The 14,403-nt window shown below is 53.2% G+C and carries 17 protein-coding genes and 1 riboswitch; of the genes, 4 read left to right on the top strand and 13 right to left on the bottom strand.

Annotated features, from left to right (window positions below; genetic code table 11):
• Nucleotides 1–183 precede the first annotated feature (183 nt).
• Genes ACWKXN_RS07615 through ACWKXN_RS07605 form a run of 3 tightly spaced genes read left to right on the top strand, consistent with a single transcriptional unit; the run spans nucleotide 184 to nucleotide 3,412 of the window.
• Nucleotides 184–1,461, top strand: coding sequence for a nucleoside permease (locus ACWKXN_RS07615; RefSeq protein WP_033145997.1), 1,278 nt, complete (start codon nucleotides 184–186; stop codon nucleotides 1,459–1,461).
• The gene (locus tag ACWKXN_RS07610) at nucleotides 1,458–2,462 is read left to right on the top strand and encodes an ADP-ribosylglycohydrolase family protein (protein WP_454543586.1); all 1,005 of its coding nucleotides are present in this window, start codon (nucleotides 1,458–1,460) and stop codon (nucleotides 2,460–2,462) included. Before ACWKXN_RS07615 ends, ACWKXN_RS07610 begins: the two co-directional genes overlap by 4 nt.
• Nucleotides 2,459–3,412, top strand: coding sequence for a PfkB family carbohydrate kinase (locus ACWKXN_RS07605; protein ID WP_033145999.1), 954 nt, complete (start codon nucleotides 2,459–2,461; stop codon nucleotides 3,410–3,412). Before ACWKXN_RS07610 ends, ACWKXN_RS07605 begins: the two co-directional genes overlap by 4 nt.
• Here the strand turns inward: ACWKXN_RS07605 and ACWKXN_RS07600 are convergent.
• The 4 genes from ACWKXN_RS07600 to ACWKXN_RS07585 form a co-directional block, all read right to left on the bottom strand.
• A complete protein-coding gene (locus tag ACWKXN_RS07600) occupies nucleotides 3,386–4,132 on the bottom strand; it encodes a GntR family transcriptional regulator (protein ID WP_033146000.1) in 747 nt (248 codons plus the stop codon). The genes ACWKXN_RS07605 and ACWKXN_RS07600 overlap by 27 nt on opposite strands.
• A gap of 42 nt (nucleotides 4,133–4,174) precedes the next feature.
• Complete coding sequence (gene thiD / locus ACWKXN_RS07595) at nucleotides 4,175–4,975, bottom strand: bifunctional hydroxymethylpyrimidine kinase/phosphomethylpyrimidine kinase (protein WP_039263125.1); 801 nt, start codon at nucleotides 4,973–4,975, stop codon at nucleotides 4,175–4,177.
• Nucleotides 4,972–5,742, bottom strand: coding sequence for a hydroxyethylthiazole kinase (gene thiM, locus ACWKXN_RS07590; RefSeq protein ID WP_048976176.1), 771 nt, complete (start codon nucleotides 5,740–5,742; stop codon nucleotides 4,972–4,974). Before thiM ends, thiD begins: the two co-directional genes overlap by 4 nt.
• Nucleotides 5,743–5,777: 35 nt before the next feature.
• A riboswitch (TPP riboswitch) is annotated at nucleotides 5,778–5,874 on the bottom strand.
• A 201-nt stretch (nucleotides 5,875–6,075) separates the two neighbouring features.
• Entirely contained in the window at nucleotides 6,076–6,252 is a 177-nt protein-coding gene (locus ACWKXN_RS07585) for a DUF3606 domain-containing protein (RefSeq protein WP_071579603.1), read from the bottom strand.
• Between the two features lie 234 nt (nucleotides 6,253–6,486).
• Between ACWKXN_RS07585 and ACWKXN_RS07580 the strand changes: the two genes are divergently transcribed.
• Complete coding sequence (locus ACWKXN_RS07580) at nucleotides 6,487–6,735, top strand: hypothetical protein (protein ID WP_248165205.1); 249 nt, start codon at nucleotides 6,487–6,489, stop codon at nucleotides 6,733–6,735.
• 24 nt (nucleotides 6,736–6,759) lie between these two features.
• On the opposite strand, the gene ACWKXN_RS07575 is transcribed toward ACWKXN_RS07580, so the two are convergent.
• The 9 genes from ACWKXN_RS07575 to ACWKXN_RS07535 form a co-directional block, all read right to left on the bottom strand.
• Nucleotides 6,760–6,972, bottom strand: coding sequence for a hypothetical protein (locus tag ACWKXN_RS07575; RefSeq protein WP_000761602.1), 213 nt, complete (start codon nucleotides 6,970–6,972; stop codon nucleotides 6,760–6,762).
• Nucleotides 6,973–7,040: 68 nt separating this feature from the next.
• Nucleotides 7,041–8,075, bottom strand: a complete 1,035-nt coding sequence (locus tag ACWKXN_RS07570) for a major capsid protein (protein WP_248165206.1) — start codon at nucleotides 8,073–8,075, stop codon at nucleotides 7,041–7,043.
• A gap of 18 nt (nucleotides 8,076–8,093) precedes the next feature.
• Nucleotides 8,094–8,435 carry a hypothetical protein gene (locus tag ACWKXN_RS07565; RefSeq protein WP_048971108.1) on the bottom strand — a complete coding sequence of 114 codons (342 nt, stop codon included), beginning with the start codon at nucleotides 8,433–8,435 and terminating at the stop codon, nucleotides 8,094–8,096.
• Nucleotides 8,436–9,102: 667 nt separating this feature from the next.
• Nucleotides 9,103–11,253, bottom strand: coding sequence for a chemotaxis protein (locus tag ACWKXN_RS07560; RefSeq protein WP_454543585.1), 2,151 nt, complete (start codon nucleotides 11,251–11,253; stop codon nucleotides 9,103–9,105).
• The gene (locus tag ACWKXN_RS07555) at nucleotides 11,250–11,633 is read right to left on the bottom strand and encodes a hypothetical protein (RefSeq protein ID WP_454543584.1); all 384 of its coding nucleotides are present in this window, start codon (nucleotides 11,631–11,633) and stop codon (nucleotides 11,250–11,252) included. The genes ACWKXN_RS07560 and ACWKXN_RS07555 overlap by 4 nt, the downstream gene beginning before the upstream one ends.
• 114 nt (nucleotides 11,634–11,747) lie before the next feature.
• A complete protein-coding gene (locus ACWKXN_RS07550) occupies nucleotides 11,748–12,224 on the bottom strand; it encodes a hypothetical protein (RefSeq protein WP_454543583.1) in 477 nt (158 codons plus the stop codon).
• Nucleotides 12,209–12,910: a hypothetical protein gene (locus tag ACWKXN_RS07545; protein ID WP_454543582.1), complete on the bottom strand. Its 702-nt coding sequence runs from the start codon at nucleotides 12,908–12,910 to the stop codon at nucleotides 12,209–12,211. The genes ACWKXN_RS07550 and ACWKXN_RS07545 overlap by 16 nt, the downstream gene beginning before the upstream one ends.
• On the bottom strand, nucleotides 12,885–13,061 hold the full coding sequence (locus ACWKXN_RS07540; RefSeq protein WP_156369706.1) for a hypothetical protein: 177 nt from the start codon (nucleotides 13,059–13,061) through the stop codon (nucleotides 12,885–12,887). The genes ACWKXN_RS07545 and ACWKXN_RS07540 overlap by 26 nt, the downstream gene beginning before the upstream one ends.
• A 129-nt stretch (nucleotides 13,062–13,190) precedes the next feature.
• Nucleotides 13,191–13,619 (bottom strand): hypothetical protein, encoded by a 429-nt coding sequence (locus ACWKXN_RS07535; RefSeq protein WP_023300778.1) that lies wholly within the window; start codon nucleotides 13,617–13,619, stop codon nucleotides 13,191–13,193.
• Between the last annotated feature and the right edge of the window lie 784 nt (nucleotides 13,620–14,403).

The following is a 14,403-nucleotide window of genomic DNA, read 5'->3' as shown; positions in this document are numbered from 1 at the left end:
CTAAGCCTGGTACCGACTTAACAGATTTTCCACTCTTTGCTTTTTTTTTCAGCACAATCTGCTGGCTCGATTCGTGTACAACAAAACTGTTACATTGATCAAACAATCGCCACAAAGGTATTTAAAAGGTATTATTGAGTGGTATGTTAAAGGCGTACCCTCTCTGACATGCAGGATTAAAAAATGAAAACGAAAGTCCAACTGTCATTCATGATGTTTGTTGAATGGTTTATCTGGGGCGCGTGGTTTGTGCCGCTGTGGCTGTGGCTGAGCAAAAGCGGTTTTACCGCCGGGGAAATCGGCTGGTCTTACGCCTGTACCGCTATTGCCGCGATCCTCTCCCCGATTCTGGTCGGCTCGCTGACGGACCGCTTCTTCGCCGCGCAGAAAGTGCTGTCAGTGCTGATGTTCGCCGGAGCCATTCTGATGTACTTCGCCGCGCAGCAAACCCAGTTCAGCACCTTCTTCCCGCTGCTGCTGGTTTACTCCCTGACCTATATGCCGACCATCGCGCTGACCAACAGTATCGCCTTTGCCAACGTGGACGACGTTGAGGCCGATTTCCCGCGCATCCGCGTGATGGGTACCATCGGCTGGATCGCCTCCGGGCTGGCGTGCGGTTTCCTGCCGCAGATGCTGGGCTACAGCGATATTTCCGATACCAATATCCCGCTGCTGATGACGGCAGCCAGCTCCGCCCTGCTCGGCGTCTTTGCCCTGTTCCTGCCGAATACGCCGCCGAAAAGTACCGGCAAGCTGGATTTCAAAGTGATGCTCGGGCTGGACGCGTTAATCCTGCTGCGCGACAGAAACTTCCTGGTGTTCTTCTTCTGCTCGTTCCTGTTCGCCATGCCGCTGGCCTTCTATTACATCTTTGCCAACGGCTATCTCACCGAAGTGGGGATGAAAAACGCCACCGGCTGGATGACGCTCGGCCAGTTCTCCGAAATCTTCTTTATGCTCGCCCTGCCGTTCTTTACCAAACGCTTTGGTATTAAGAAGGTCTTACTGCTGGGCCTGATTACCGCCGCCATCCGCTACGGGTTCTTTGTTTACGGCGGAGCGGAACAGTACTTCACCTACGCCCTGCTGTTCCTCGGCATTCTGCTGCACGGCGTGAGCTACGACTTCTATTACGTCACCGCGTACATCTACGTGGACAAAAAAGCGCCGGTGCACATGCGCACCGCCGCGCAGGGCCTGATTACGCTGTGCTGTCAGGGCTTTGGGAGCCTGCTGGGTTACCGCCTGGGCGGCGTGATGATGGAAAAAATGTTCGCATACAAAGAGCCGGTGAATGGGCTGACCTTCAACTGGGCCGGAATGTGGACGTTTGGTGCGATCATGATTGCCGTGATTGCCGTGCTGTTTATGCTGTTTTTCCGCGAATCGGATAAAGAGATCGCTGCAATTGCGGTGGTTGATGGCGATGCCGCGCTGACACAAGGGGAAGTTAAATGAAACAAGAACGTGTTCTCGGTGCCCTTTACGGGCAGGCGTTAGGGGATGCGATGGGTATGCCGTCGGAGCTGTGGCCGAGAAAGCGCGTCAAGGCGCATTTCGGCTGGATCGACCGCTTTTTACCCGGCCCGGCAGAGAATAATGCGGCCTGCTATTTCAAACAGGCAGAGTTCACCGACGATACCTCAATGGCGCTGTGCCTGGCGGACGCGCTCATCGAGTGCGACGGGGAGATTAACGCGGACGTTATCGGCAAGCATATTCTGCGCTGGGCGCTCGATTTCGACGCGTTTAATAAGAACGTGCTCGGCCCGACCTCAAAAATCGCGCTTAACGCGATTCGCGACGGCAAGCCGGTTAGGGAACTGGACAACAACGGCGTAACCAACGGGGCGGCGATGCGCGTATCCCCGCTGGGCTGCCTGCTCCCGGCCACGCGTCTGGAACACTTTGTTGAGCAGGTGGCGCTGGCCTCCAGCCCGACCCATAAATCGGACCTTGCCATTGCCGGCGCGGTGGTGATTGCCTGGGCGGTTTCCCGCGCTATCGACGGCGAAAGCTGGCAGAACATCGTCGATGCGCTGCCGGGTATCGCCCGCTATGCGCAGGAGGCGAAAACCACCACGTTCAGCGCATCGCTGGCGGCACGTATTGAGCTGGCGCTTAAGACCGTGCGGGAAGCCAACGGGGTTGAGTCCGCCAGCGAGCAGGTGTACCAGCTCGTGGGGGCCGGAACCAGCACCATTGAGTCCGTTCCGGCGGCTATTGCGATGGTCGAACTGGCGGGAACCGACCCAAACCGCTGCGCCATTTTATGCGCCAATCTGGGCGGCGATACCGACACCATTGGCGCAATGGCGACGGCCATCTGCGGCGCGCTCCACGGCGTCCAGGCCATTGACCCGGCGCTGAAGGCCGAGCTCGACGCCGTTAACCGGCTCGATTTCGGCCACTATTGCGCGAAACTGCTGCACTACCGGGAGCAAAGGGAGGGCGTATGAATTCGTTTGCCCAACGTCTCGACACTCTGCACGCCGCGCGGCCGGTGACGGTGCTGGGCGCGGCGGTGATTGACGTCATCGCCGACGCCTACGCCCTGCCCTGGCGCGGGTGCGATATCGAACTCAAACAGCAGGGCGTGAATATCGGCGGCTGCGCGCTGAACATTGCCATCGCCCTGAAACGGCTCGGCATTGCGTCGCAAAACGCCCTGCCCGTCGGCCACGGCGTCTGGGCGGATATTATCCGCAACGCGATGGCGAAGCAGGATCTGCACAGCGCCATTGAGGCCGAAACCGGCGACAACGGCTGGTGCCTGGCGCTGGTGGAGCCAGACGGCGAGCGCACCTTTATGTCCTTTAGCGGCGTGGAGAACCAGTGGCAGCAGCGCTGGCTTGATGTGCTTAACATCCCGTCGAACAGCCTGGTCTATTTATCCGGCTATCAGCTCGCCTCGCCGTGCGGCGAACTGCTGACACGCTGGCTGGAGGGATTACAGGACGTGACGGCCTTTATCGATTTCGGCCCCCGCATCGCGGATATTCCCGACGCTCTGATGGCGCGGATTATGGCCTGCAGGCCGATCGTGTCGCTTAATCGTCAGGAAGCAGAGATCGCAGCCGAACGACTGGGCGTAGCGGCTGACAACCTGGGTGCGGAGTGGCAGCAGCGCTTCGGCGCCGCGCTGATTGTGCGTCATGATAAAGACGGTGCCGCGTGGTATGACGGCGACGATGCGGGCGTTGTTCCGGCGTTCCCGGCGACGGTTGTGGACACCATTGGCGCTGGCGACAGCCACGCGGGCGGCACGCTTGCCGGGCTGGCGGCGGGATGGCCACTGGCAGACGCCGTTCTGCTGGGGAATGCCGTGGCGTCCTGGGTAGTCAGCCACCGCGGCGGGGACTGCGCCCCGACTCGCGAGGCGCTACTCCTCGCACACAAAGACGTATAGATCGCTGCGACAGTAGCTGATGCTGTACTCAATCGGCCGGTGCTGTTGGTCAAGCGCGACCTGCTTGATCACCAGCACCGGTATTTTTTCGTCCATCTTAATGTGCGCCTGAAACTCGCTGTCCGGCATGCGGGCGCTAACCCGTGAACGGGTGCGCTGCGGGAAAATATTCTGACTGCGGAAGTAATCGTACAGCGAAATGCCAATCGCATCGGGATCGGGAATGAGGCCAACCGGCACCCAGGACTCTTCAATCGACACCGCATCGTCATCCACATAGCGAATGCGCTTGAGCAAAAAGACCTCGCTGTCCGGAGGGACCGACAGATGGTTTGCGACCTCTTCCGGGCATTTCACCACCCGCTTGTTGACCCACAGCGTATTAGGCTTTTGGCCGCGCAGCACTACCTGCTGGGAAAAACCGCGCGCCTCTTTCAGCGAATATTCGAAGATGTTGTTGATTTGCGTGCCATAGCCACGGGAGCGGGTGACAACGCCCTCTTCCTCCAGCGCCTGCATCGCCTTTCGCACGGTGATGCGCGACACCCCGGTTAACTGGCTCAGATCGCGCTCGCCGGGCAAAATATTCCCGTGCTCCAGCACCCCGCTGCGCACCGCGTTTTTTACCGTTTCGGCAAATTTCAGGTACAGCGGCGTGTTGTCAGGCGCGGCGATCCGTTCATTCAGTTGAGCGATTAACCGGGTATGCGCTTGTTCCATCTCTGTTTTCTCAGGCGTGGTGTTTCCTGCCAGTATACTGGGTTACCACCATGCATGAAAATGATGAACCGGCCCAATACCGTGACCCACTTCCAGAGTATCGGCTTTTGCCAGCGCCGCCGAGAGCCAGGTTTTCGCTTCGCGCACCGTATCGGCCCAGCCTTCATGCCGCGGGCGCAGCGCCGCCAGCGCGGCGGAGAGCGTGCAGCCCGTGCCGTGGGTGTTTTTGGTCTGCACGCGCGGCGCGGTAAAGCGTACTTCGCCGTCGCGGGTAAAGAGCCAGTCCGGGCTTTCAGCGTCATCCAGATGACCGCCCTTCATCAGCACCGCCCCGCAGCCCATCGCCAGCAGCGCGTTTCCCTGCGCTTTCATCTCGCGTTCAGTTTGCGCATGCGATGTGCCTAACAGCGCGGCGGCTTCCGGCAGATTGGGCGTGATAAGCGCCACCTGCGGCAGTAGCTTTGTACGCAGCGTCTCCACGGCGGAGGTGGAGAGCAGCGGGTCGCCGCTTTTTGCCAGCATGACGGTATCCAGCACCACGTTTTGCACCTGATAGCGTTTAAGCCGCTCGGCCACCGCCTCCACAATATCCGTCTCCGCCAGCATGCCGATCTTGGTGGTATCGATGCGCACATCGCTGAACACTGAATCCAGCTGCGCGGCAACAAAATCCGGCTCGATACGGTAGACCGACTGAACGCCGCGCGTGTTTTGCGCCACCAGCGCGGTAATGACCGAGCAGCCGTACGCGCCAAGGGCCGAGAAGGTTTTGAGATCGGCCTGGATACCCGCGCCGCCGCTGGGATCGGTGCCGGCAATGGTCAGGGCGTTAATCCGCTTCATGCCTGTTCCTCCAGCGTATAGAGCGCATCCAGGAACGCGCTGGCAAAACTGCCTGGCCCGCGTGACTGCGCAACGGCCACCGTTCCGGCCCGCTTCATCCATCCGCAGGCGGCAGCGACGTTATCCATCCGGTCGCCCGGCAGCGAACAGCTCGCCGCCACAACGGCAGAAAGCGCGCATCCGGTTCCCACTACGCGCGTCATCAACGGATCGCCGCCCGTTATCGTGCGTGTGCGTTGTCCGTCGGTGATGTAATCCACCTCGCCGGTGACGACCACAACGGCATTGGTCTGGCGAGCCAGCGCCTGCGCAGCAGGCACCGCGCTGGCTGCGGTATCGGTTGTATCGACGCCGCGCCCGCCCGCGCTCATTCCGGCAAGGGCCAGAATCTCGGAGGCATTGCCGCGAATGGCGGCCGGTTTCAGAGCAAGGATTTGATGGCAAAAACGGGTGCGGAACGTCAGGGCGCCCGCAGCAACCGGGTCCAGCGTCCAGGGCTTGCCTGCCGCCACCGCACTTTCTATTGCCCGACGCATCGACTGGGCGCGCGGCGAGGTCAGCGTGCCAACGTTAATCAGCAGCGCATCGGCAATCGCGGCAAACTGTTCAGCCTCTTCGGCCTCAATTACCATCGCGGGTGAGGCGCCAAGCGCCAGCAAAACGTTGGCCGTGAAGGTCTGTACGACATCGTTGGTCATACAGTGGGTCAGCGGAGAACGGGTTCGGAAGTGGTGTAAAACGTGTAAATCGAGCAGGTCAGGCTGCATGGGTTCGCTCCTGCCTTGCGTGAAGAAGCGATGACCGGGAAGGCATCTGACTTCCCTACGCTGGCATTATCCAGATCAGGTAATACGGGTATTTCTCAGCCTTCACAAGGAAGGGCACCCCGAGTCATGTACTATAAAATCAAAAGCTTGCGATTAACGTCCCGTTAATCCCTGTTCTGGATCATGCCAGCGGGAAGCCAAAGACTCAACCCTAAAAAATGCTCTGTGTCCCAGCTTGTGTCTCAAGTTGTGGCTCACAGTACCAAACACCGAACACAAAAAAGGCCGGGTTTCCCCAGCCTCAACAGCACAGTTGAAGATGCCTTCACAAACCTATTTACCTAGATGTGCTCTTACCTTAGCGGTGCCATTACCAACAGCTCTAACAGCAGCCCTAAGCTGAGATTCAGTAACACCCAACGCTTGGGTCCAATATGCTACTTCCCAAGATTCACTCAAGCTGATGAAACGTTTATCTTCTGGCTGCCGACGCTGTAAGTTATCTGCCATTTGGTTTGTCCTGAGTATTACAAGCTTATGCCTGCACACTACCTATATGACTTCTCTACCGCTTCGTAAACGGTCAGTTATCAAACAATTGACACTGGTCATAAAACCAGTAAAAACTTTTTTCCGAGCTTGCTAAGCTTGCCGCTTCGTTTCTATCATAACCACTACATATTGTGTTTATTGATATAGCAAATACAATATATCCAAAAATCCATCCCGTGAATAGGTGTTGAAATGGCGAACAATGTTAAGCAATCCTCGAAAGATGTAGCACATCTGGCAGCAGAGACTCTAAACAACTCAAACGCCTCCGCGATTCAGAAAAGTTTAGCGGGTTCGGTGCTATCACAAGCAGGAACAAAAAATCAGACTGGCGCAAACATGGAAGCCAAAGCATCAGCAGCATTGAAAAACCCACGCTCAAGCGAGGTTACTAAAACCTTAGCTGGTTCGGTTGTTTCCCAATCGAATAAAAAGCGCTAAAAAAAGCCGGGATTAACCCGGCTCTCATGTTTTCAGTTTTCGTTGTCGCTGTTCGCTCAAGTAGTACCTGATAGCGCTGTCGAATCCATGCGTATGGATGCGGTCAAGAAGGCTGGAACGACTACACTCAAGCCTGCGTGCTAAGGCTGACATGTTGATGATCGCATCATCGCCTTTACCGTCCAGAATCCACTGCATCAGCGGCATGTTGCCAGTACCGATCAAAGCTAATTTCATAGTAATCACCTCTTCTTTGCCTCGACAGCAGCGGGGACAATGCGTCCCCAATAACTGCTTACTGATCGTTAAGCTGCGTCGTTCGCCAGTTTGGTCACAAAGTCTGGACGGTACACCACAGGCAAGATTGAGCTTTCCGCGAATAGCTCCACGTTCTTAAACTTGTCCTGTACGCTCCAGATACGGAAATCAACCGGATCAGCAAATGCCAGATCAAGATTACGGCTGGTAGCCGTTGCTACATAACCGAAAGGTAGAGCAATATCAGAGGACAGTGGGCGGCTGAAACGTGGAACTAGGAAGGATTCATCCGGACCAATTCCGTAAAGTGCCTGATCCGTGACCTCTACCACGCGAACATTTTCAATAATGAATGTTGAGAATGCCGGAAGCACTTCTTTGTTAAACAGAACATCCCGATCAAGCACACCGAACTGAACATTCTGACGAACATCAGGGTGATACTTAATGCCGCGATAAACATTGCTACCTGCAAACAGGATAAAGCCGTCAAGCTGACCAGCAAGGCCACCCATGCGCACTTTAGCAGCGGTTACAGCATCATCGAGGCTGCGAAGTGGGTCACCAGAGCTAACGCTGGTTTTAATCGTTCCGGTTGCCTGTTGGTATCCAAATTCATCTTCCCAGGAAATGATCGGCTGCTGGGTGTAGGTCGCTTCGACAGTATTACGAAAAAGCGCATCAGCAAAAATCCGCTCACGGGTACGCATGTACTTATCGTGCATTGCGACAGCAGAAGAAGTGACCGCATCCATAACAGACATTTGCAGGTCGGAGCCTGGTTTGCGATATGGTTGCACGTCTGCCGCTGTAATCCGGTCCTGAAAAGCATAAAGCGGAGCTTCAATCAGGTGATTGCTGGCGCTACGCTTAGGAATGCTGGACCACTCTGAGCCGTAACGGTTTACAGAGCTTGCCACCTTCTGGGCGACTTCATCAATGATATCAAGGCTCACCTTTGGACTAGCCGAAGTCTGTCGATCATTGAAAACATTAAGCGTGGACAGCAAAGTGTTCTTTGCATCCATGTTAACAAAAGTATTGGTGTAATCCGCGTAACTGAAATTGGTTGATAGTCCCATGTTGTCTTCTCCTTATTATTATTCTGCGTCCGGTGCGCTTGTACGGATAGCGCCCGTTTTGGTGAGTGCGGCAATAGCATTAGCGCCAGCGGTAGCGCCCATAACAGCGATGATGGTGTCTTGTTTGATGTAAATACCGCGATCAGCAACGATGATATGAGCAGCATCTTCTGCCCTGTGGTGGCTCAGGACCAGCAGGCAGTCATCACCAGAGACATAAGCAGCCCCAGCGCTGGTAATGCAACTACCCGGCTGGACTTCTACAGCCAGATCGACAGTAATAGTCTTGCGGTCAAAATTCGGATCGGCTGCATACGCGATCACGTCATTGTAAGAACGTTCAGTTGTTCCCATTTTCATATAATTAACTCCCGTTAAATTTCACATAGCTATGTAAACAAAAGGCCAGCGCCTGCTTGAGCCGTAAACGGCGACAGGGCCAGCCTTTCGAATTGTTCCGATGAAAAAGAAAACCGGACGGAGAGAGGCCCGGTGTGAATTTCACTGGTAGGAATGAGGAGGTGATCAGCGCCATCCAAGAGGTAAGGAGCCTCAAACGCTGAACACCTGAGCCAGTTTGCATCATGGCTGATGACCGGAGGAGAGCCGGATTTAATGGCAAATCCAGACCGGAGGCCTAGACTTTGTACGCCCTATGACATCGCAGCGCGATTTAAAACAAAGTTTTAAACCCGTCCACAGGTACTAAAGACGAATCTTTCTTTTCTGGAGTACACCCAGCGGCTATGGCGTAGCCTTTCTGTGAGAGTGCAGGTCATTGGATGTACTTTAGAAAAGAGGCTCTGAACGTTGTCACAGAGCCTGCTTTATATTTCGTAAGGAGAAGGAATGACAACGGCTGTTGTACGCACATACAATTTAAATCATCACCCAATGCAATTATTTTAACACGAACGATTATCATTTGCAACAAATTTCACGGGAAGTATTTGATTTGTCGCTAAATTTGATACATGCGCATTGCGGTGTTGAGATAGGGGCGACGAATTCGCCGCCCTCTGTTTCATCATTGAGCAATACCAAGGATCATGTTGTTCTGTGCCTGCTCATAGCTCCTCAGCTTTGTATCAATCAGACCATTAATCGCACCATCATTAACGTTAACATCAAGCGGTGAGAGTTTAATCTCAGCCTGTCCGGTCACACTGACAGGGATCGGTTGTCGCTGCGTCATGCTATCAATTGTCGGAACCGTGAATGTTGGTTTCTGGGGTGTCAGATAGTTCAGGCCAGGAACATTCAACGCTAGCGCTGGATCGTAATACGCCGTGCCTGAGCCGATATTGCTCGGAGCGGAACTATCCAGCCACGGGTAAATCTGCTTAAGCGTCTGACCGATGCTACGTGGATCAAAGCCTGTCTTTTCCTTAATCCAATCGGCAGCACCGTTTGCGGAGTCATCTACCACGCTCGCATAAACCGCATCCGGCAATGTCGCGCCTTTCTTGAGTTCTTCACCAACTCGACCAGCGAAGGAGAGAATGTTGGTGGTTAGCTCACCAAGGGCAACGCCGAGGGCATCGGAAATTGGGATCAGTCCAGTCATATTCTGACGTAGAGTGTCAGTATTGGCAGCGTACTGCCCCAGGCCTTCAACAAACGAGGCTGAGAAGTGATCCGCAAGGCTGGTTTGTACTCGGTTGTACTCAGCACCCAAAGCTGCCAGCTTATCAAGGTTGGCCTGCTGTACATCAGATAGCGTCCACCCTTCAGAAGCGAGTTGATGCATACGCTGGATAATTCCCTGCCCCTCATCATTGAACACTTCGAGGAAGACCGAACCATCATTCACAGCCTCAGCCAGGTGCCGAGTCTGGTTGTCCGTCCATTTGAAAGTTTTCTGCAACTGTTTCAGGTAAGTGATGAAGGTCGGAAAATCCAGCTTTTGCAGTTCTCCGATCACCTTCTGTGCTACCTTCTGGTTGCCGTTGGTGGAGGTCAGCACATTATTGATGATATCTGCGAACTCGCCACCGCCGCTGAAATTCACCTGTCCAGTTTTCTTGTTACGTTTGAAAGAGCCGGTGTTCAACAATTCCCCGGCCTTTTCGGTTGTGTCCTTGTTGAGGTCAGCCAGCTTGTCAGCACTCAGTGAGTAACCAACACGGCTCATCGAGAGATCCTGAAGTGCAGCGAACTCAAGTTTGCTGATCCCGTACTGCCGAAGTTTTTTCACATCGCGAGAACGCTCAAGGCTTCCCTGGAGGGTCTGACCGACACGAGAAACGCCCATACTACCCACTAACGACGCACCACCGATAACACCAGCGGCTGCAAGACCTGCCCCCCCACCACGACCATCTGTGCGTACACGACCAGCACGAACACCTGCAGCTTTCTGCTCACGGGTAATACGCTGTTGCAGACGAGCCTGCTTGCGTAATTCTGTGGTGATACGAGCCATTTCGAAGCGGGTTTCTTCAACCGTATAGCGCTCTTCTTTCTGGGCTTTAAGTGCCTCTTTTGCTGCACTGATGGCTTTGTACCTGGTTGCAACGTCAGCGCCGTTCACGTTTGCCAGAGTCAGAGCCGACTTTCTCAAGCTGTTGTAGTAGGTTACTTCACGTTTGAGTGCTGCTTCTTTCTTTTCTTCAAGGGCAAGCGCGCGCTTTTGTGCTGCAATGTCAGCAGCAACAGCACCGTGACCACGGTTCATTGCTTCAGTCTGACGTGCCACCAGAGATGGGTCGTAGTGAACTCCAGGCATGTTGGGGTTGTAGGTCATCGCTCGTGATCTGGCTGCGGCCTGCACTTTTGCGGATATATTGGCTAAACGGGCGTTTTGTCTCCGGATCTGTTCACTATCTGCCAATTGTTGAGCCTGCCCTCTGGCGTTAAGAGCCTGCATTTTCCGGGCGTGAGCTTCTTCCTGTTTGGCGATCTTTGCTTGGGCTTGGGCCTGGCGTTGTTGCTCTAGCGAGAGCTTTTGAGCCATTTTAAGGCGCTGTGTTTGAGCACGGGCTGCTTCAAGAGCCGATTTACCCTCACTCTGGGCGGTTCGCTTCTGAGCTTGCTCCAGCGCTTTAGCGGGTTTGGTAGTTAATTGCTGAAGTGACAGAATTTTCTTCTTCGCTGCTTCGTAACTAGAGCGGGAAATTTCCCAGCTTACGATATTGACGGTGCTCGTCACTATCTTGTTGGTTGCTCCACTACTCATTGCACCCCCTGCTGCTTGATGATATTGCCGTAACGACCAGGATCGGATTTTGCGAGTGCAGCAGCCGCTGCTTTAGCTTTCGCCAGCATTTCAGGATCGATATGGTCAGCGGTATGTGAGACAACCAGACGGCTATCAGCACCCAACGATTTTTTAATCCGTTGTTCAGCACCAAAGGTGTCTCGCATTGGCGAGAGGGCTTCGCCCCGTTTATCCGTGGGTGTTTCAGCCGGGGCTGATTTGAGCAACTCCGGATGTTGATCCAGAAAGTTATCGGTGACGCTCTTCAGATTGTCCCGCGCTTTTTGGAGTTCGTATTCCTCCGGTGTCATGCCGTGCATAGCGGCAAATAGAGCATTTTTAATGCTGTTCAATGTCATTTTTATGGTGTCTCCAAAGTAGGATCAGCCCATCACGGACGCAGCGATACGCCAGCCAGACAACGGGCAGGTAAGAAAAGATTGCTTCAAAGTTCATTGGCTCCCGATGTGGGATTATTTGGATTTGCGCTTAGGGCGCTTCTTCTTCACTGTCGGCAGCTTGCAGATATTCGCGAACACGTCAGGGTAGTAACCCAACATTTCAGCGTCAGTGATCCCGGCGTTATGCAGGTAATATCGAAGGCTGACGTATGACAGACCATCGCAACGCTTGCGAATCTGTTCCGGATGCATCCGATGTGACCACATTTCACGGACAAATTCTGTCCGGGTTGTCGGTGACATCATCGCCCAGGTCACCGCTTGTTTTTGACGTGCGAGCCGCCAGACTTCAGCGAACGGCAGATCTAGGGTATTTGCAACAACCTGCGGTGAAAAACCGCTATTCAATAGCAAACGAGCTTTGCGTTGAGTTTCCTGGTCGGAAGGTTTGGACCGGGATTTGTATGTCGGGTTCTCCAGGACGGAGAAAAGGCGAGATAGCTTTTGTTCTTCATCTGCGGTCAGTTCACCGCTTACGTGTTCACACAATTCAATCCTCCACTATGTTTTTGTTTCTGCCATTCTTTTACTACAGCATCAAGGTAAGGATCACTAAAGTCTCCGATCACCGCATCATCATTGGCAGGTACATCAGCATCGACAGGAATATCCACAACAGGTATGCCGTCTGGTTTTCCAGCAACAGGCGCGGCAGGTTCCACCACAGCACGTTTTTGTTCATTCTTACCGCTCTCCTCGGCAGTTGAATATTTAGAAGCATTTGGATGCGGTGGAGTGACGCCACGCGCCACCACTTTCGAGGGTTTCAACACAACGTAATTGTTGGACTTAAACCCGCTCCCAACCTGAATTTGGTCCTTAATCAACACCCCCGCCCGCATCAAATCATCCACAGCCTTTTGCGCCGTGGGTTTAGTAATGCCATTTTCCCACGCGATTATTTCCATATTAGGATAAATTGGCTCAGGGTAGTTTCTGCGGTCTTTGTTCGTCTGGAAGGTATAGAGGTAGCTGTAAACGTCTTTCATGCTCGGAGTTAACATTATCTCGGTCCCATCAGGCACAGGCACAAGTTTGGAATCCTTACCCTTGCCCACCTTTTCCACCCCATTCTTAGAAATTAAGATAGTCAGTCGCTTAAAATCGGTATAAGTGCGATCAAAAGTGCCGTCCTGTTCGTCTGGCTGATTAGTTTCTACTGTCTCGGTTGTCATTGTATCCTCGCTGGTTATCTGTTTTATTCTTTTCAATGATTTTTGCCGCTGTTTGCAGCAGTTCACTACATAATTTTGCCATTGGCATGTCGCGGCGGTTCGCTTCTTTAAGCAATGCGCGGTAGGTCTCATCTGGGAATGAAATATTCATGCATCCTGTCTCCTGTCCGTCAGATGTAAAAATACGCCCCTGCGATCATGGTGGCGATCAGGGGTAAGGCCGTGTTTGCGGCGATTTCGTTTGGTGGCGTTGCTGCCAACGGAGTAAAGCAGAGAATGGTTATTCGGTTGTGGTCAGTTCTGGAATGGGTTTTCCGGTAATGCCTTCGAGTTCACCGCCAGACTCAATCATCTTAAGCAGAAGGATCTGTTCATTCATCAGACCGATGCCATGAGAGGCGTAATAGACACGCCAGGCAGAGAGCACTGGTTCAATGATTTCCATAACATCACGGCCTTTTGCCAACTCTGCTGAGTATGGTTTAAGAATATCCCGGATGATTTTTGCGTCTTTCGCTTGCTGACGCAGGCGTTTGATGATGTTCAGTGCTTCGCGAGTAGCTGGATAGAGCTTATCGGCTTTCTTGGCTCCACCCATACGAGTACGGAAGGCGTGAAGGTTTTGAGCTGTGGTAATTTTTGCATCGATTGCAGCGACAATCTCTGAGGCAGTGGCGTTCGAGAAATCGAACAGAACAGGTTTCCCCATGTATCTCTCCTATTTAAGTTATTGTTTAGTCATAAAATCATCTCAGTTGATAATATACAGTTTATAATAAATTAGTTTCTTTGTCAACCAATTTCTCACTTAATAAATAATAGTATGAATGTGTTTTATGTCAACACCCCGCAACTCTATACATATACCTTTTCTTTGTCAAGCCCCATAACTACAAAACGATCTCAGACGCTTAAGATTCAACGCCCTAAGCGAAGCGGTACAAATTCACCAGCAACAGGAGAAAGACGCTCTGAACGCGACAGGGAGCGTTACAGGACCGCTGTGCATCATGGCATCGCCACAGAATCAGAGGACCGTTATCGCCTTGCGAGATTGAGGGGGGAGCGCGCCCCCAAGGGGGGTGTTACGTCGCGTTTAAAGCTCCTCTGCGCCGTGCTCGATCCACATCTACTTGACGCGCCTCGCGGCTTGTCTTCCACACATAGTGTAAACAGGCGGAGCCGTTCACTTAACATCAACCCCACCAACAAAATAGACGCATGTCTATTCCTGCTTTTGACCTTAATGTTTTTACTGATATAGGTAGTGATCTAGAGATGATCTAGTAAGTGATACAGTACGGTTAAGTATCTTTACCAATGGTTAGTTAAGATTCTTTACTAATGGCTGGTTAAGGATCTTTACTAACGTTAGTTAAGATTCTTTACCAATGGCCTCCCCTCTGGCAGAAGACACCGCTTATCCGGGGGTTAACAGCATAGCGTCATATCTCCTTGCTGGTACTTCCCGCCGTAACTGAGTAACCTCGTTC

The sequence above is a fragment of the Enterobacter sp. UPMP2060 genome (assembly GCF_053709655.1).
Note: the sequence above shows the minus strand (reverse complement) of the source record. Positions and strands in the feature narration are given on the sequence as shown.